We start from the raw sequence: 16496 nt of genomic DNA on the forward strand, positions 1-16496 counted from the left end.
CTTACGCCGTCGCCGAGCGGTACTTCCGTACCGACAGCGTCCGGAAGACCACGATGATCAGGATCGACCACAGGAGCGACGCCCACACCGGGTGCTGCATCGGCCACGCGTCGGAGGTCGAGACGCCGGGGTTGCCGAAGAGTACGCGGCAGGCCTGGACGGTCGCGCTGAACGGGTTCCACTCGGCGATGGGCTGGAGCCAGGAGGGCAGCTTGCTGGAGTCCACGAACGCGTTCGAGATGAACGTGACGGGGAAGAGCCAGATCAGCCCGCCCGAGGTCGCCGCTTCCGGGGTGCGGACGGAGAGCCCGATCAGCGCCCCGATCCAGGAGAAGGCGTAGCCGAGGAGGAGCAGGAGGGCGAAGGCGCCGAGCGCCTTGGGGACGCCCTCGTGGATGCGCCAGCCGACGAGCAGGGCGACGATCGCCAGGACGACCAGCGTCAGCGTCGTCTGGACCAGGTCGGCGAGCGTACGGCCGGTGAGGACCGCGCCGCGGGCCATCGGCAGCGAGCGGAAGCGGTCGATCAGGCCCTTGTGCATGTCGTCGGCGATGCCCGCGCCCGCTCCGGCCGTGGCGAAGGTGACGGTCTGGGCGAAGATGCCGGCCATCAGGAACTCGCGGTAGACCTGCGGCGAGGTGGAGTCGCCGATCTCCATCGAGCCGCCGAAGACGTAGCTGAACAGCACCACGAACATGATCGGCTGGATGAGCCCGAATATGATCACTTCGGGTATGCGGGACATCTTGATCAGGTTGCGGCGCGCGATCACGAGCGAGTCGTTCACGGACTGGACGATCCCGCCGCGCGGGCGCGGGGCGGTCAGCCCGTCGGCCGACCCCAGGACGGTGGTCACTTCACTGCCTCCTTCCGGCTCTTCCGGCCCCCGGCCTCCTGCTCGCCCTCCTCCTCGCTCCGGTCGGCCACGTGACCGGTGAGGGAGAGGAAGACGTCGTCGAGGGTCGGGCGGCGCAGCCCGATGTCGTCGATCTCGGCGCCGACGCCGTCCAGGTCGCGGATGACCTCGGCGAGCAGCTTGGCGCCGCCGGTGACGGGGACGGTGAGCTTGCGGGTGTGCTCCTCGACGGACACCTCGCCGTGGCCGATCCCCGCCACGCCGTAGCGGGCGAGGACGTCCCGGGCGTCGGCGATCATCTCCGGCTCGCGCACGACGACCTCGACCCGCTCGCCTCCGGTCTGGGCCTTGAGCTGGTCGGAGGTGCCGCGGGCGATGACCCGGCCGTGGTCGACGACGCAGATGTCGTGGGCGAGGTGGTCGGCCTCCTCCAGGTACTGGGTGGTGAGGAGCAGGGTCGTACCGCGGGCGACGAGCTCCTTGATGACGTCCCAGAGCTCCTGCCGGTGCCGCGGGTCGAGGCCGGTGGTCGGCTCGTCCATGAACATGACCGGCGGGGAGACGACGAGGGCCGCCGCGAGGTCGAGGCGGCGGCGCATGCCGCCGGAGTACGTCTTGGCCTGCCGGTCCGCGGCGTCGACGAGGTGGAACCGTTCGAGCAGCTCGCCGGCCCGCACCTTCGCGGGCTTCGCCTTCATCTGGTAGAGCTGTCCGACCATCTGGAGGTTCTCGCGGCCGGTGAGGTACTCGTCGACGGCCGCGAACTGGCCGGAGAGGCCGATCGAGCGGCGGACCTCGTTGGGGTGCTTGAGGACGTCGATCCCGGCGACGACGGCTCTTCCGCTGTCCGGCTTGATCAGGGTCGTCAGGACCCGCACGGCGGTCGTCTTCCCCGCCCCGTTCGGGCCGAGCAGACCGAGGACCGTGCCCTCCGGCACGTCGAGGTCCACCCCGTCCAGAGCTCGTACGTCCCCGAAGGTCTTCACCAGACCCTCGGCGTATATCGCGCCTGGCATGTGGATTCTCCCAGGGAGATTCGGGCGTTTCCTACCGATCCTAGGATTTCGGGAAGGCCCTCGCCCGGTGAATCCGTGACCTGGAGCACACGGGACGGACGCGTCTCGCGTCCGTCCCGTGGCCGTCCTGGGCGTCCCGGGCGGCGGCCCGGGACACCCGTTGGCGTGCTGTTGGCGGGCCGTTGGTCCCACGGGCGAGGCTGGGGTCCTTGCACGGAGCACGACGACGATGACGGGGAGCACGAGATGGCGATCGGCGCACACGGCACGGGCAGGAACGGGACGGGCGGCACGGGCAGGGTCGGCGGGGCGGGGGCGGTCGGCGGGGCCGGGGCGACGGACGAGCCGGGGTGCTCCGGCTGTGACACGACGACGCCCTGGGCCGAGCTGGCCGCCGAGATGCGCCGCATCAAGGACGCCACGGAGCTGAGCTACGGCAAGCTCGCACAGCGCACCCACTACAGCCGCTCCTCGTGGGAACGGTTCCTGAACCAGAAGCAGTTGCCGACCCGGGTCGCGGTCGAGGAGTTCGCCGCGGCCGCCGGGGCGGACCCGGGTCCCCTCCTGCTCCGCCTGGAGCGCTCCCTGGCACACGAGACGGCCGCCCGGGCGGCCGCCGTCCACGTCGGGGCGCGGGGCGGGGAGCCCGCGCTCGTCCCCGCGATCCCGGCCGCCCGGCGGGAGTCCGGCCTGCCGGGCCTCGGCCGGCCCCTGGGCCTGCTCGCGGCGGGGGCCCTGGTCGGCGGCGGCCTGGTGACCGTCCTCAACCGGGTGGCCCGGGAGCGCAGGGGCCTCTGAGACGGGAGCCCTGGGAGGAGGCGCACGAAGGGGGCGTACGGAGGGAGGCGTACGGGGGAGGCACGCGAAGGAGACGTACGGGGAGGCCGCACGGAGAAGGCGTGCGCGCGGGTGTCAGTCCAGCACCGTGTACCCGGCCTCCCGCAGCGCCTCCGCCACCTCCCGGCAGTGCTCCGGGCCCTTCGTCTCCAGGTGCAGCTCGACCTCCGCCTCCGTCAGTCCGAGGCGCGGATCGGTCCGTACGTGACTCACGTCCAGGACGTTCGCGTCGACCACCGTCAGGACCGCGAGGAGGGTCGCGAGCGCCCCCGGCCGGTCGGTGACGCGCAGCCGCAGGCTCAGGTAGCGACCGCCGGCGGCCATGCCGTGCCGCAGGATCCGCTGGAGCAGCAGGGGGTCGACGTTCCCGCCGGAGAGGACCGCGACGACCGGCCCCCGGAAGGACGTCGGGTCGGCGAGGAGGGCCGCCACCGGGCTCGCGCCGGCCGGTTCGACCACCAGCTTCGCCCGCTCCAGGCAGAGCAGCAGCGCCGAGGAGAGCGCGTCCTCGGAGACCGTACGGACCTCGTCGACGTACTCCTGGATCAGGGCGAACGGCACGTCGCCCGGGCGTCCGACCTTGATCCCGTCCGCCATCGTCACCGGCGACTCGATCACCACGGGGTGCCCGGCGGCCAACGAGGGCGGGTAGGCGGCCGCGCCCTCCGCCTGGACGCCGATCACCTTCACGTCCGGGCGCACCGACTTCACCGCGAGGCCGATGCCGGCCGCGAGCCCGCCGCCGCCGATGCCGACGAGGACCGTCCGCACTTCGGGGCACTGCTCCAGGATCTCCAGGCCGACCGTGCCCTGCCCGACGATGACGTCGGGGTGGTCGAAGGGGTGGATGAAGACCGCGCCGGTCTCCCGGGCGTACTCCTCCGCCGCCGCGAGCGTCTCGTCGACGACGTGGCCGTGCATCCGGACCTCGGCGCCGTACTCCCGGGTCGCCGCGACCTTCGGCAGCGGGGCGCCGACCGGCATGAAGACGGTGGCGTGCACCCCGAGCAGTTTCGAGGCGAGCGCGACGCCCTGCGCGTGGTTGCCGGCGGAGGCCGCGACCACCCCGGCCGCCCGCTCCTCGGGCCGCAGCCCGGCGATCCGTACGTACGCCCCGCGCAGTTTGAAGGAACCGGTCCGCTGGAGGTTCTCGCACTTGAGGTGAACCGGGGCTCCCACCAGCGAGGACAGATGACGGCTGCCCTCCATAGCCGTCATCCTGGCCACCCCGGCCAGCATCTTCTGCGCCCCCCGCACGTCGTCGAGCATCAGCCGGTGCAAGGGGTCTGGCGTACGGAAGCTCATGACAGCAAGTCTCGCAGCTCACGACCCCCGTGACCGCCCGGCGGGCGGGCCGTGGAACGGGTTTGCGCAGCGCCGGTACGGACCCCGGCGGGGCCGCGTACTCTGTCCCCCACCGACCGACCACCCCCGCACGAGAGAGACCCACAGCCATGCCCAATTCTCAGGACATGACGACTGCGCTCGACCCCGGTCTCCTCGATGCCCTCCAGCACCAGGTGGCCGTCTTCGCCCGCCGCGCCGAGCAGACCCGCCTCGGCGGCACCGGCCAGCTCCGCAACTCCATGGACCGCGCGGCCTACCTCCTCCTCAACCGCCTCGACCAGGAAGGCCCCATGGGGGTGAAGGCGCTCGCGGCGGGCATGGGGATCGACTCGTCCACCGTGACCCGCCAGGTCGCCCCGCTCGTCGACACCGGCCTGGTGAAGCGGACCTCGCACCCGGAGGACGGGCGGGCGGTCGTCCTCCAGCTCTCGCCGCGCGGCCTCGCGCGCCTGGAGGAGGTCCGCTCCTCGCGCCGGCAGCTGATGGTCGAGGTCACGGAGGGCTGGACCCCGGACGAGCGGGAGTCCTTCTGCACGCTGCTCACCCGCTTCAACACCGCCCTGTCCGCACGGCAGTCGGCGCACACGGGCCACGCACCGGCCGGGACCGAGTCCGCGCAGACCTCTTGACCCCGCACCCGCGCTGTCCTCAGATGAGGAGGTGCGAGAGCAGCAGCGCGGCCGGGGCGCCGAACACGCCCGCCGCACACGGGAGTTCGAGGCCTTCGTGGCCGGGGCGGCGGGGCGGCTGCTGCACGCCGCGACGCTGCTCACCGCCGAGACCCGCGCCCACAACCCGTACGCCCAGGCCCTGCTGACCGCCGCCCTCGCGCATGCGTACGCGGTGTGGGACCGGCTGCGCGACGAGGATCCGTACGACCTCGCGCGCCGCGATCTCGCCGCCCGCTTCGCCCGCACCGCCTGGCGCCATCACGGCGGGCAGGGCGGGGTGCTCGCCGCGCTCTCCCCGCAGGAGCGGCTCGTCGTCGTCCTGCGGCTGTACGAGGGGGTCGCGGAGGAGCAGGTCGCGGCCCTGCTCGGCCTGTCCGAGGCCCGCGTCCGCGCGGTGTGCGCCCGCTCGGTCGCCACGCTCAGATCCGCCGCCCGGGCAGCGGCATGAGCCGGTACGAGGACAAGGAGGCGGCGGTGCGGCGGCTGCTCGACACGCCGCATCCGCCGGTCCCCCGCGACCTCGCGCTGCGGGCCGCCGCGCGCGGGGCCCGGCGGCTCCATCACGCCCGGCGGGTCCGGCGCGTGCTGTGGGCCCTGGGCGCGGTCGCCGCGCTCGCCTTCGTCGTGTGGGCGTCGATGACCCACCCGTGGGAGGTGCCGCCGGCGGAGACGACACCGCCGCTGGAAGGCTGGTGAGCACGCCTCCGCCACACGGTGACGGCCGGGCGCCCCGGCCGTCACCACGGGTTTCTCCTAGCCCAGCGCCTGACGCAGGTCGGCGAGCAGGTCGTCGACGTTCTCGATGCCCACCGAGATGCGGACCAGGTCGGCCGGGACCTCGAGGAGGGAGCCCGCGACGGACGCGTGGGTCATGCGGCCCGGGTGCTCGATGAGGGACTCGACGCCGCCCAGCGACTCACCGAGGGTGAAGAGCTGCGCGCGGTTGCAGACCTCGACGGCCGCGTCCTCGCCGCCCTGCACGCGGAAGGAGATCATGCCGCCGAAGGACCGCATCTGCTTGGCCGCGATCTCGTGCCCCGGGTGCTCCGGGAGGCCCGGGTAGAGGACCTGGGTGACCTTCGGGTGCTGGGTCAGCATCTCGGCGATCTTCGTCGCGTTCTCGCTGTGGCGGTCCATGCGCACGGCGAGGGTCTTGATGCCGCGCAGCACGATCCACGAGTCGAAGGGACCGGCGACCGCGCCCATCGCGTTCTGGTGGTAGGCGAGCTCCTCGCCGAGCGCCTCGTCCGCGGTCACCAGGGCGCCGCCGACGACGTCGGAGTGGCCGCCCATGTACTTGGTGAGCGAGTGCACGACGACGTCCGCGCCCAGCGCCAGCGGCTGCTGGAGGTACGGCGAGGCGAAGGTGTTGTCGACGACGAGCTTCACGCCGGCCTGGCGGGCGACGCCGGCGACGGCCTCGATGTCGGTGATGCCGAGGAGCGGGTTCGAGGGGGTCTCGACCCAGATCAGCTTCGTACGGTCGTTGACCGCGCCGCGCACCGACTCGATGTCGGAGGTGTTCGCGACGGAGAAGTCCACGCCCCAGCGCTGCACGACCTTGGCGAAGAGCCGGAAGGTGCCGCCGTAGGCGTCGTTCGGGATGACCACGTGGTCGCCGGGCGCGAGGAGCGCGCGCAGCAGGCAGTCCTCGGCGGCGAGGCCGGAGGCGAAGGCGAGGCCGCGGCGGCCGCCTTCGAGGGCCGCGAGGTTCTCCTCCAGGGCGGTACGGGTGGGATTGGCGCTGCGGCTGTACTCGTAACCGCCGCGCAGCCCGCCCACGCCGTCCTGCTTGTAGGTGGACACCTGGTAGATGGGCGGGACGACCGCGCCGGTCAGCGGGTCGGCGGTGTTGCCCGCGTGGATCGCGCGGGTCTCGAAACTCTGATGGGAGTGCTGGTCGCTCATGGGTCAGGAGCGTAGTCCCGTACGCCGCCCGCCGCTTCGATCGTCTCACCGGGTGTCCTGGACAATGGACACATGGACATTCTCTGGTTCCTGATCGCGCTCGGGCTGCTGTTCGGCGTCCTCGGTCCCTTCGTGCTGCGCCGCCGGGGCGGCGAAGGGATCCGGCAGGTCGCACCGGGGGCGCCGGACGCGGCGGACCCGGAGGCGTACGGCTTCGTGCGGCAGGAGGAGCAGGACGTGCGGCTGCCCGGCGCCGACGACGAGCTCCTGCACGTCCTCGACGTCGTCCAGGCCACCCAGGACTGGCGGCCGGCCTCTCGGCTGCTCGCCGCCACCGGCACGGAGGGCGAGGTGCGCTGGCAGCGCGTGCAGGCCTTCGCGGGCGCGGCCTCCCTGGAGCTCCAGGAGCGGCCCGGCGTCGGCGGCGCGTGGCTGCGGACCTGGCGGGCGGAGGAGCCGCAGGACGCGGGCGGCGCGGCCGTGCACGCCGAGTTCCTGGTGCAGCAGGCGTGGCGCTCCTCATCGGCGGGGACGGACGACTTCCGGATCATCCTGGAGGAGGCGCTGAAGGTCACCGAGGAGGCGGCGCTGCTCGCCCCCGGCGACCCGGTGCCGTACATCACGCGGCTCGCGGTGGCACGCGGACTCGGGTACGGGCACGAGCAGTTCGACCAGGTGTGGGCGAAGGTGATCGACCGGGCGCCGCAGCACATGGGGGCGCATCTGGCGGCCCTGCACTACTGGTGCGAGAAGTGGCACGGTTCGCGCGAGGAGGCCGACCACTTCGCGACGACGGCCGCGGCGCGCGCCCCCCAGGGGTCGCTGCTCGCCGCGCTGCCGCTGTTCGCGGTGTTCGAGCACGTGCCGGACGTGATGCTCGTGCAGGACTTCTGGCGTACGGCGGTGGTGTCCAAGGCGATGGACGGCGCGCTGTACGCGGTCCACTCGGCCCGCCCCGACGACCCGATGCTCGCGCACGTCCGCCATCTGCTCGTCTGGTTCCTCGTCCGCTCGGAGCGCTGGGCGGAGGCCATGCACCAGCTGGTGCGGGTCGACGGGCACGTGGGCGCGGTCCCGTGGACGCTGAGCGGCGATCCGGCGGCGGAGTTCACGGTCTTCCGGAACCTGGCGGTCGCGGGCTACGAGGCGAACGGCGGCAGTCCGGCGACGCTGCCGCGCTGATCCTCCGGGCACGACGGCGTCGGTGCGGGCGACCTGACGGGTCGTGGGCACGGCGGCCGGAATCGAGTGGACGTCGTACTCGCCCGTAGGCGATACTCCGCACTCCCCCCACGCGTTTCGAACAGTTGTTTTCGGCGTCTCGCCGACCATTCCCGTGGGGGGACTCTGCCCGATGGGCGCGACCCTGCGTGCCGTGCGCGCGCTCGTACTGCTCTCCGGTTTCTACCTGCTCGGCCTCGGCCTGCTCGCCCTGCTCGGCGCCGCCGACTGGGTCGCCGTCCTGTGGGCGCCGGCCGCGACCCGGATCAAGATCCTCGTCGTCTCCGTGCTCCTCGCGATCCCCGTCGTGCGGGGCATGGCGATGCTGCGCACCCCGCGCGACGAGGAACCCGGCGGCCTCCTCGTCACCGAGGCCGACGAACCGCGCCTCTGGGCGACCGTGCGCGAACTGGCCCGCGAGGTCGGCACCCGCGCCCCGGACGAGATCCGGCTGACCGCCGACGTGAACGCCGCGGTCACCGAGGACGCCCGCCTCCTCGGCCTCGTCGGCGGGGTCCGCAGGCTGTACCTGGGCCTGCCCCTGGCGGCCGGGCTCGACGAGGCCGGGCTGCGCGCCGTCCTCGCCCACGAGCTGGGCCACTACGTCAACGCCGACACCCGGCTCGCCGCGATCGGCGCGCGGGGGCGCGTCCAGGTCGGCCGCATGATCGAGCTGTTCCACGCCAAGGCCGACGCGAAGGTCGACAAGGAGCGGGCCCGCCAGGAGCGCCGGTCCGAGAAGCGGATCTCCCGCGGCAGGAAGGCCAAGGAGATCGACACCGACGGCGCCGGCGTCACCTACCGCACGATGGCGAAGATCTACACCGCGTACGGCCGGCTCTACCTGCGCTCCACCACCTCCGGCGCCCGCCGCCAGGAACTCGCCGCCGACCTCGCCGCGGCCCGGCTCGCGGGCCGTGACGCCACCGCTCGGGCCCTGCGCACCATCCCCGCGATCGACGCGGCGAACGACTTCTACCTCTCGTCCTACGCCGCGCTCGGCACCGAGTTCGGCCTCCTCCCGGCACGCGGCGAGGTCTTCGGCGGCGTACGGCACCTCCTCGCGGCCCGCGCGGAGGAGTTGGCGGGGCTGCGCGAGGAACTCCCGGACGAGCCGGCCTCCCCCTACGACTCGCACCCGCCGACCGCCGAACGGGTCGCCCGCGTCGAGGCGCTCCCCGACGACGGGCGCGGGGCGGAGGGCTCCGGCCCCGCCCTCGGCCTGCTCGCCTCGCCCGACGCCGCACTGGCCGCCATCGAGGACGTGTCCCTCACCCCGGAGACCCGGCGGATGCGCCGCCTGGACTGGCCCGACCTGGTCCACGAGGCGATGAGCGCCCGGGTGGCCCGGGGCACGGAGGAGCTGCGCGCGGCGGCCGGCGCGGCCACCGGGGCGGCGGGAACGGTCGAGCTCCCCGCGCTGCTCGACGCGATCGACGCGGGCTCGGCCTGGGAGATCGCCGACCGGCTCCCGAAGTCCGAGGAGGCCGCGGCGGCCACCGGCCGCGCGGCGCGCGAGTTCGCCCGGCCCGCGCTGCGCCAGGGCCTGTCGGCCATGGTGACGGACGAGCTGCTGCGCTCGGGGCGGGCCCGCTGGGAGCTGTCCTGGACCGGCCCCGCCACCCTGACCCTGCCCGACGGGACGGCGGACGCGCTGTCGGCCGCGCTGGACGCGGCCACCGCGGACCTGCCGGACACCGGGCCGCTGCGCGCGCTGCTGTCGCGGCCGACCCCGCTGCCGCACTGACCGGCACCACTTCTCTCTTCCCCCGTCCACGAAGGACCGAGAAGGAACCGACTGCCCGATGGCCCGACTCATCCCGCTGACCGTGCTCGCGGTCTGCCTCTACTTCTGGTTCAGGTCCCGCCGCGCCGCGAAGGCGGGCGGAACCGCGAGCCCCGACTCCTCCCGGAGCAAGAACGCCGAGGCCGCCGCGAGCCTCGGCCTGCTGCCCGCCGACCGCCTCGACACCGAGGAGATCGACCCGCCGTCGCCGGAGCGCACCGCCGCCACCGCCGCGGTGCGCTCCGGCGACTGGGCGGCCGGTGCCGCGTACGTGGAGGAGGCGGGCCGCGACTGGTACGAGCGCGACCGCCGGATCAGCCTCCTCGCCGACGCGGCCGTCGAGGACGACGCCTGGCTGCTCGCCTGGCGCCGCGAGCGCCCGGACGACCCGGCGGCGGCCGCGGTGCACGCCTGCTCGCTGGTCTACCTGGCGTGGGAGATCCGCGGCTCCAAGCAGGCCCGGCACACCACCCAGGAGCAGTTCGCCTCCTTCCACCGCGTCCTGGAGCAGGCCCGCGGGGCCTTCGCGCGGGCGCAGGAGCTGGCGGGCGACGACCCGACCCCGTTCGTCGACGAGCTGGCGCTCGCCATGGGGCTCGGCTACTCGCACGAGGCGTTCCAGACCCTCTGGGCCGAGATCGAGAAGCGCGCCCCGCACCACTTCCCGGCGTACGCCACCGGCGTGCAGTACTGGTGCCGCAAGTGGCGCGGCTCGCACGAGCAGGCGCTCGCGTTCGCCCGGCGCGGGGCGGAGGGGGCCCGGCCGGGGGAGCTGCTCACCCTGTTCCCGCTGGAGGCGTACTTCGAGCAGGAGGCGTACGAGAGCGAGATCGAGCCGCAGGAGTTCTACAACCGGCCGGAGGTGGTCGCCGCCACCGACGCCGCCCTCGCCGATCTGGCGGCGGCGGAGGGGGTGCTCGACGCGCGGGACCCGCGGATCGTGCAGACCCGGCACCTGGTGGCCTGGATGCTGTACTGGCAGGACCGCTACGAGGCGGCGTTGGCCCAGTTCCGGCTGGTGGACGGGTACATCGGCTGCCGGCCCTGGAGCTACTCGGGCGACCCCAAGGCCCGCTTCACCAAGGTGCGGGACTACACGGCGGCGCAGGTCCTCAAGGCGCGCGGCGACTGACGCCCGGGGCGACGGGGCCGGGGGCGGCGGCAGGGCCGGGGAGGGCGGCGGGGCCGGGGGAATCCCTTCCGGCCCCGGACGGTTGACACTGCTGCCGACCGTCGAGGAGAGATGCAGCATGTTCCTGTCCCGGACCCCCGTCTTCCCCACTCCCGAGCAGGCCCTGCGCGGCCGCCTCGAGCCGGAGTTCTCCGTGCCCGAGCGCCACACCGTCCTCGGCAACCCGCTCCTCGGCCCCTACCCGGAGGGCCTGGAGGTCGCCGACTTCGCGCTGGGCTGTTTCTGGGGGGCGGAGCGCAAGTTCTGGCAGACCGAGGGCGTCTGGACGACCCTCGTCGGCTACCAGGGCGGCTACACGCCGAACCCGGCGTACGAGGAGGTCTGCTCCGGCCTGACCGGGCACACCGAGGTCGTCCGCGTCGTCTTCGACCCCTCGAAGGTGTCGTACGAGACGCTCCTGAAGCTCTTCTGGGAGTCCCACGACCCGACCCAGGGCTTCCGCCAGGGCAACGACGTCGGCACCCAGTACCGCTCGGCGATCTACACCCACTCCCCCGAGCAGGCGGAGCAGGCGGAAGCCTCCCGCAAGGCCTACCAGAAGGTCCTGACGGGCTCCGGCTACGGCGAGATCACCACCCACGTCCTCCCGGCCGACGAGACCCGCCCCTTCTACCCGGCGGAGGCCTACCACCAGCAGTACCTGGACAAGAACCCGGCGGGCTACTGCGGCATCGGCGGCACGGGCCTGTCCTGCCCGATCGGGGTCGCGAAGGCGGAGTAGGGGCCTTCGGTCAGGGCCCCGGCCGCGCTCAGGCGGCCGGGGCCCTGCCCTGTGCCGCGCGCAGGGACGCCGCCGTCCTCGCGGCCTCGTAGCCCTCGGGGGTTCCTTCGACGAGGAGGACGTCGCCGGCCATGTGGCGGGTGCGGAGGGGGATCAGGGCCTGGTAGGGGGCGGAGTCGTACCAGGCGCGGGCGGCCTCGTACGTGGGGAAGCCGATGATCACGAGGGCGCCGGGCCAGGTGCCCTCGCGGACCTCGCGGGCGGGGGCGCCGTGGACGAGGAAGCGGCCGCCGAAGGGGTCCAGGGTGTCCTGGATGCGCTCCATGTAGGTGAAGACCTCCTCGTCGAGGAGGGGCTTCGGGTGCAGGTTTCCGATGGCGTATGCGGTCATGACGCAAGCGTGCCGGGGCATGCCGTACCGGGTCGATTACCCCGGACGTCATGCCCCGGCCGCCGTACGCCCGGGGGCGTCAGATGGTCGCCGTGTCGATGACGAAGCGGTAGCGGACGTCGCTCTTCACGACCCGCTCGTACGCCTCGTTGATCTGGTCCGCGCGGATCAGTTCGATCTCGGCGCCCAGGCCGTGCTCGGCGCAGAAGTCGAGCATCTCCTGGGTCTCGGCGATGCCGCCGATCATGGAGCCCGCGAGGGTCTTGCGGCCGCCGATGAGGGAGAAGAGGCCGACCTTGACGGGCTCCTCGGGGGCGCCGACGTTCACCAGGGCGCCGTCCGTCTTGACCAGGCTCAGGTAGGCGTCGAAGTCGAGCGGCGCCGAGACCGTGGAGATCACCAGGTCGAAGGTGCCGGCGAGCTTCGTGAAGGTCTCCGGGTCGGAGGTCGCGTGGAAGTGGTCGGCGCCCAGCTTCAGGCCCTCCTCCTGCTTGCGCAGCGACTGGCTGAGGACGGTCACCTCGGCGCCGAGCGCGTGGGCGATCTTGACGCCCATGTGGCCGAGGCCGCCGAGGCCGACGATCGCGACCTTCTTGCCGGGTCCTGCCTGCCAGTGGGCGAGCGGGGAGTAGAGGGTGATGCCGGCGCAGAGCAGGGGGGCGGCCTCGTCGAGGCCGATGCCCTCGGGGATGCGCAGGGTGTAGTCCTCGTCGACGACGATGTGGGTGGAGTAGCCGCCGTAGGTCGGCTCGCCGTTCTTGTCGAGGGCGTTGTACGTGCCGGTCATCCCGTTCACGCAGTACTGCTCCAGACCGCGCAGGCAGTACTCGCACTCTCGGCAGGAGTCGACGAAGCAGCCGACGCCGACGCGGTCGCCGGCCTTGAACTTCGTGACGCCGGGGCCGACCTCGGCGACGATGCCGGCGATCTCGTGGCCGGGGACCATCGGGAAGATGCCCTCGCCCCAGCCGTTGGTGGCCTGGTGGATGTCCGAGTGACAGATTCCGGCGTACTTGATCTCGATGAGGACGTCGTGCTCGCCGACGGGCCGGCGCGGCACGGTGGTGCGCTCCAGCGGGGCGTTGGCGGCGGGTGCGGCGTACGCGGGGACGGTGGTCACGTTCGTGGTCATGCGTTCAGCCTGCCGGAGGGCGGCGGTGCCACCCAGCCACCTGTTCTGCCTACGTCCGGCGTGCCTACCACTGGCAGGGTCAGGAACGTCCGTCCGTGCGCGCGACCCGGCGGCGATAATGGGGCGGTATGGACCTCAGCGCCGAACTCAGTGAATTCCTTCGCTCCCGCAGGGCCCGGCTGAAGCCGCAGGACGTGGGCCTGCCCGAGTTCGGGCGGCACCGGCGGGTGCCGGGGCTTCGCCGCGAGGAGCTGGCGCAGCTGGCCGGGGTGTCCGTGGCGTACTACACGCGGCTCGAACAGGGCAACGGGCGGAACGTGTCCATGGAGGTGCTCGACTCCATCGCGCGGGCGCTGCGGCTGAGCGACACCGAGCGGGCGCATCTGACGCATCTGGCGAAGCCGACGGTGAAGAAGCGGCAGCGGGCGGCGATCGCCCGTCCGCAGCGGATCCGGCCGGGGCTCCAGCACCTCCTGGACGCGATGGACGGGCTGCCCGCCTTCGTCCTGGGCCGCCGGGGCGACATCCTGGCCTGGAACCGGATGGCGCGGGCCCTGATGGGCGATTTCGAGGCCTGGGAGCCGGCCGACCGGAACATGGCCCGGATGATCTTCCTCGAACCGAACGCGCGCGATCTCTACGTCGACTGGGAGTGCAAGGCGACCGAGGTCGTGAGCGTGCTGCGGCTGTACGCGGGCTGCTACCCGGACGATCCGCAGCTGCTCGCGCTGGTCGGCGAGCTGTCGGTGCGCAGCGAGGAGTTCCGCTCGCTGTGGGCGGCGCACACGGTGACCGACAAGGGGCACGGGCGGAAGCGGCTGCGGCATCCGCTGGTGGGCGAGATGACGCTGTCGTACGAGTCGCTGAAGGTGGCCGGGGACGATCCGGACCTGGTGCTCGTGACGTACCACGCGGAGCCGGGGACGCCCTCGGCGGACGCGCTGCGGCTGCTCGCGCAGTGGGGCGTGGACGAGGCCGCGGACGTGCGGGGATGACGTCCGCGGACGTGCCGGGATGACGAGAAGGCCCCCTCCCGCTGCGGGAGGGGGCCTTCTCGTGACGCGTGTACGGATCAGACCGCCGAGCCGGCCTTCCACTCCGACCAGCTCATGTTCCAGCCGTTGAGGCCGTTGTCGGGCTTGATCGTCTTGTCGTTGGAGTTCTTGACGATGACGACGTCGCCGATGAGCGAGTGGTCGAAGAACCAGGCGGCCGTCTGGTTCGGGTCGCCGGCGCCCTTGACGTCGGCGAGGCCGACGCAGCCGTGGCTGGTGTTCACGTTGCCGAAGATCGACCGCGCGCCCCAGTAGTTGCCGTGGACGAAGGTGCCGGAGTTGGACAGGCGCATGGCGTGCGGCACGTCCTTGATGTCGTACTCGCCCTTGCCGTCGTCGTCGGTGAAGCCGACGGTGGCGCCGTTCATCCGGGTCTCCTTGAACTTCTCGGAGATCACCATCTGACCGTTGTAGGTGGTGTTCTCCGGGGAGCCGGCGGAGATCGGGATGGTCTTGATCGTCTTGCCGTCCTGCTGGACCTTCATGGTCTTGGTGGCGGCGTCGACGATGGAGACCTGGTTGCGGCCGATCGTGAAGGTGACGGTCTTCTGCTGCACGCCGAAGACGCCGTCGGCGCCCTCGACGCCGTCGAGGTTCAGCTTCAGCGTGACGGTCGAGCCCTCGGTCCAGTACGCGTCGGGGCGGAAGTCGAGACGGGTCGAGTTGAACCAGTGCCCGACGACCTCCTGACCGGAGCTGGAGGAGACCGTGATGCCGCTCTGGACGGCCTTCTTGTCGGTGATCGCCTTGTTGAAGTTGATCGAGACCGGCATGCCGACGCCGACGGTCGAACCGTCCTCGGGCGTGAAGTTGCCGATGAAGCTGTTGGCCTTCGAGACGGTGGTGAACGAGGAGTTCTCGTGCGCCTCCAGGCCCTCCGCGTCGGTGGCGGTGGCGGCGATCTTGTAGACCGTGGCCCGCTCGAGCTGCTCGCTCGGCTTCCAGCTGAGCCCGTCGGCCGCTATCTCACCCTTGACCCGGGCGCCCTCGGCGGAGGTCATGGTGACCTCGGTGAGCTTGCCCTCGGTCACGGTGACCTTGGCGTCTTTGTTGATGGAGGCGTTCTGGGCGCCGTTCTTCGGCGAGATCGTGATCTGCGCCTTGGAGGTCTTCTGCGCGGCCGCCTCGTCGACCTGGGCCTGTGACTGCGGCGACGCGGAACCGGAGGCGCTGCCGTCCTTGTCCCCGTCGTTGCACGCCGAGAGCACGAGTACGCCGCTGAGCACCGTGGCTGCCGCCGCCAGGCTCCTGCGGCGCTTGCCGACCGTCATCACACGCTTCTCCATCGTCGCCGGTTCCCTGCCAACTTCTTCTATGAACGCCCATGACACCCCGTACGGTTCCGTGACCGGAGGGTTTGTGGGCAATGCCACTGATCCACGGGGAACACCACTCGTCCACACGCGCGGAGTCCCGTCGCCGGTTCCCGGTGCCGTGGAAAGGCCCCGGGACGGCGTCCCGGGGCCCGCGCCTGGTGCGGATTCCCGCCTCAGCGGTCGTCGTCCTCCCCGCCCCCATCTTCCTCGCCGAGGTCCCACTCCAGCGCATCGGGGTCGTAATCGATCTCCTCGCTGCTCCAGGAGGCCTGGACCATCTCGATCCCGGGGACGTCGCGGATCAGGTCGAAGGGCTCGACGAGGTAGGCGAGCGCCTCGGCGCTGTCCTCGCGCGCGGCCTCGCGCGCCTGCACCCGCTCCTCCTCGGGCATGAACTCGTCGTCGTCGATCCGGGCCTCGGCGGCCTCGGTCAGCTCGGCGGGACCGTCGATCTCCAGGACGACATCGACGCGAAGGCGGACATAGCGTGTGGACTCAGGTGTGCTCATGGATCGGAGCGTAGGGGGCCGGAGGCCCTCGGCTTTCCCGCGACCCGCTGTGTTCCGTAGCATCGGCGCACCGACCAATTCGCGGTTTCCGCAAGGGGGATCGAAATTTCCGTGTCCGCCGCCCGACGCCTGCTGCTGACCGCCATCGCCGCGGGGACGCTGCTGTGCGCCCTGTGGTTCGTGCCGACCGCGAACGCCACCGACCAGGAGGGCGGGGCGCGGATCGGGGTGACCCAGGACGGTTCCCTCACGGACGACGGTCGCCTGGCCGAGACCGGGGGTCGGAACACCACGGCGTACCTGCTCGGCGGGACGGCTTTCCTGGGGGTCGGGGCGGGTTCCGTGACGCTCGCGATGCGGCGCCGGGGCCGCGCCTTCTGACGGCCCCGCAGGCGTGAAGGGCCGCTCCCCGTACGGGTGAAGGGGTGACTCCCCCTACGCGTGAAGGGTCGGCTCCCCTACGCGTGAAGGGCCGCCCCCGGAGACGGGGGCGGCCCTTTCGTACGGCTCGGCGGTTGCGCCGGTCGTACGGCTCGTC

The 16496-nt window shown here is 72.4% G+C and carries 18 protein-coding genes; 10 read left to right on the forward strand and 8 right to left on the reverse strand.

What is annotated here, in order from left to right; genetic code table 11:
- Position 1: 1 nt before the first annotated feature.
- Together BLW86_RS14000 and BLW86_RS14005 are read right to left on the reverse strand one after the other, a co-directional pair.
- Positions 2-856 carry an ABC transporter permease gene (locus tag BLW86_RS14000; protein WP_093874357.1) on the reverse strand — a complete coding sequence of 285 codons (855 nt, stop codon included), beginning with the start codon at positions 854-856 and terminating at the stop codon, positions 2-4.
- A complete protein-coding gene (locus BLW86_RS14005) occupies positions 853-1872 on the reverse strand; it encodes an ATP-binding cassette domain-containing protein (protein WP_093874358.1) in 1020 nt (339 codons plus the stop codon). Before BLW86_RS14005 ends, BLW86_RS14000 begins: the two co-directional genes overlap by 4 nt.
- A gap of 246 nt (positions 1873-2118) precedes the next feature.
- Between BLW86_RS14005 and BLW86_RS42585 the strand changes: the two genes are divergently transcribed.
- A complete protein-coding gene (locus tag BLW86_RS42585; protein ID WP_093874359.1) occupies positions 2119-2670 on the forward strand; it encodes a helix-turn-helix domain-containing protein in 552 nt (183 codons plus the stop codon).
- A gap of 114 nt (positions 2671-2784) precedes the next feature.
- Here the strand turns inward: BLW86_RS42585 and ilvA are convergent, their stop codons facing one another.
- On the reverse strand, positions 2785-4014 hold the full coding sequence (gene ilvA, locus BLW86_RS14015; protein WP_093874360.1) for a threonine ammonia-lyase: 1230 nt from the start codon (positions 4012-4014) through the stop codon (positions 2785-2787).
- Between the two features lie 149 nt (positions 4015-4163).
- Between ilvA and BLW86_RS14020 the strand changes: the two genes are divergently transcribed.
- Genes BLW86_RS14020 through BLW86_RS14030 form a run of 3 tightly spaced genes read left to right on the forward strand, consistent with a single transcriptional unit; the run spans position 4164 to position 5423 of the window.
- On the forward strand, positions 4164-4685 hold the full coding sequence (locus tag BLW86_RS14020) for a MarR family winged helix-turn-helix transcriptional regulator (RefSeq protein WP_177181651.1): 522 nt from the start codon (positions 4164-4166) through the stop codon (positions 4683-4685).
- Between the two features lie 31 nt (positions 4686-4716).
- Complete coding sequence (locus BLW86_RS14025) at positions 4717-5175, forward strand: sigma factor-like helix-turn-helix DNA-binding protein (RefSeq protein WP_093874362.1); 459 nt, start codon at positions 4717-4719, stop codon at positions 5173-5175.
- Positions 5172-5423: a hypothetical protein gene (locus BLW86_RS14030; protein ID WP_093874363.1), complete on the forward strand. Its 252-nt coding sequence runs from the start codon at positions 5172-5174 to the stop codon at positions 5421-5423. Before BLW86_RS14025 ends, BLW86_RS14030 begins: the two co-directional genes overlap by 4 nt.
- 57 nt (positions 5424-5480) lie before the next feature.
- Here BLW86_RS14030 and BLW86_RS14035 read toward each other — a convergent pair whose 3' ends face one another.
- The gene (locus BLW86_RS14035; protein WP_093874364.1) at positions 5481-6635 is read right to left on the reverse strand and encodes a cystathionine gamma-synthase; all 1155 of its coding nucleotides are present in this window, start codon (positions 6633-6635) and stop codon (positions 5481-5483) included.
- Between the two features lie 72 nt (positions 6636-6707).
- Here BLW86_RS14035 and BLW86_RS14040 point away from each other — a divergent pair, with 72 nt between their 5' ends.
- The 4 genes from BLW86_RS14040 to msrA all read left to right on the forward strand — a co-directional run bounded on the left by BLW86_RS14040 (position 6708) and on the right by msrA (position 11555).
- Positions 6708-7817, forward strand: coding sequence for a tetratricopeptide repeat protein (locus BLW86_RS14040; RefSeq protein ID WP_093874365.1), 1110 nt, complete (start codon positions 6708-6710; stop codon positions 7815-7817).
- Positions 7818-7989: 172 nt separating this feature from the next.
- Positions 7990-9603: a M48 family metallopeptidase gene (locus tag BLW86_RS14045; protein WP_093874366.1), complete on the forward strand. Its 1614-nt coding sequence runs from the start codon at positions 7990-7992 to the stop codon at positions 9601-9603.
- A gap of 58 nt (positions 9604-9661) precedes the next feature.
- Positions 9662-10774, forward strand: coding sequence for a hypothetical protein (locus BLW86_RS14050; protein ID WP_093874367.1), 1113 nt, complete (start codon positions 9662-9664; stop codon positions 10772-10774).
- Between the two features lie 118 nt (positions 10775-10892).
- Entirely contained in the window at positions 10893-11555 is a 663-nt protein-coding gene (msrA, locus tag BLW86_RS14055; RefSeq protein ID WP_093874368.1) for a peptide-methionine (S)-S-oxide reductase MsrA, read from the forward strand.
- A 28-nt stretch (positions 11556-11583) separates the two neighbouring features.
- Here msrA and BLW86_RS14060 read toward each other — a convergent pair whose 3' ends face one another.
- Both BLW86_RS14060 and BLW86_RS14065 read right to left on the reverse strand, forming a co-directional pair.
- On the reverse strand, positions 11584-11946 hold the full coding sequence (locus BLW86_RS14060) for a DUF1330 domain-containing protein (RefSeq protein WP_093874369.1): 363 nt from the start codon (positions 11944-11946) through the stop codon (positions 11584-11586).
- Positions 11947-12025: 79 nt separating this feature from the next.
- Positions 12026-13078 (reverse strand): NAD(P)-dependent alcohol dehydrogenase, encoded by a 1053-nt coding sequence (locus tag BLW86_RS14065; protein ID WP_093874370.1) that lies wholly within the window; start codon positions 13076-13078, stop codon positions 12026-12028.
- Between the two features lie 128 nt (positions 13079-13206).
- On the opposite strand from BLW86_RS14065, the gene BLW86_RS14070 reads away from it, so the two are divergent.
- The gene (locus BLW86_RS14070; protein WP_093874371.1) at positions 13207-14073 is read left to right on the forward strand and encodes a helix-turn-helix domain-containing protein; all 867 of its coding nucleotides are present in this window, start codon (positions 13207-13209) and stop codon (positions 14071-14073) included.
- Positions 14074-14150: 77 nt separating this feature from the next.
- On the opposite strand, the gene BLW86_RS14075 is transcribed toward BLW86_RS14070, so the two are convergent.
- On the reverse strand, positions 14151-15419 hold the full coding sequence (locus BLW86_RS14075; protein WP_093874372.1) for a L,D-transpeptidase: 1269 nt from the start codon (positions 15417-15419) through the stop codon (positions 14151-14153).
- A gap of 203 nt (positions 15420-15622) precedes the next feature.
- Positions 15623-15958: a hypothetical protein gene (locus BLW86_RS14080; protein WP_093874373.1), complete on the reverse strand. Its 336-nt coding sequence runs from the start codon at positions 15956-15958 to the stop codon at positions 15623-15625.
- A 111-nt stretch (positions 15959-16069) separates the two neighbouring features.
- On the opposite strand from BLW86_RS14080, the gene BLW86_RS14085 reads away from it, so the two are divergent.
- On the forward strand, positions 16070-16339 hold the full coding sequence (locus tag BLW86_RS14085; RefSeq protein WP_093874374.1) for an LPXTG cell wall anchor domain-containing protein: 270 nt from the start codon (positions 16070-16072) through the stop codon (positions 16337-16339).
- Positions 16340-16496 lie beyond the last annotated feature (157 nt).

This window comes from Streptomyces sp. TLI_105, assembly GCF_900105415.1.
Classification (GTDB): domain Bacteria; phylum Actinomycetota; class Actinomycetes; order Streptomycetales; family Streptomycetaceae; genus Streptomyces.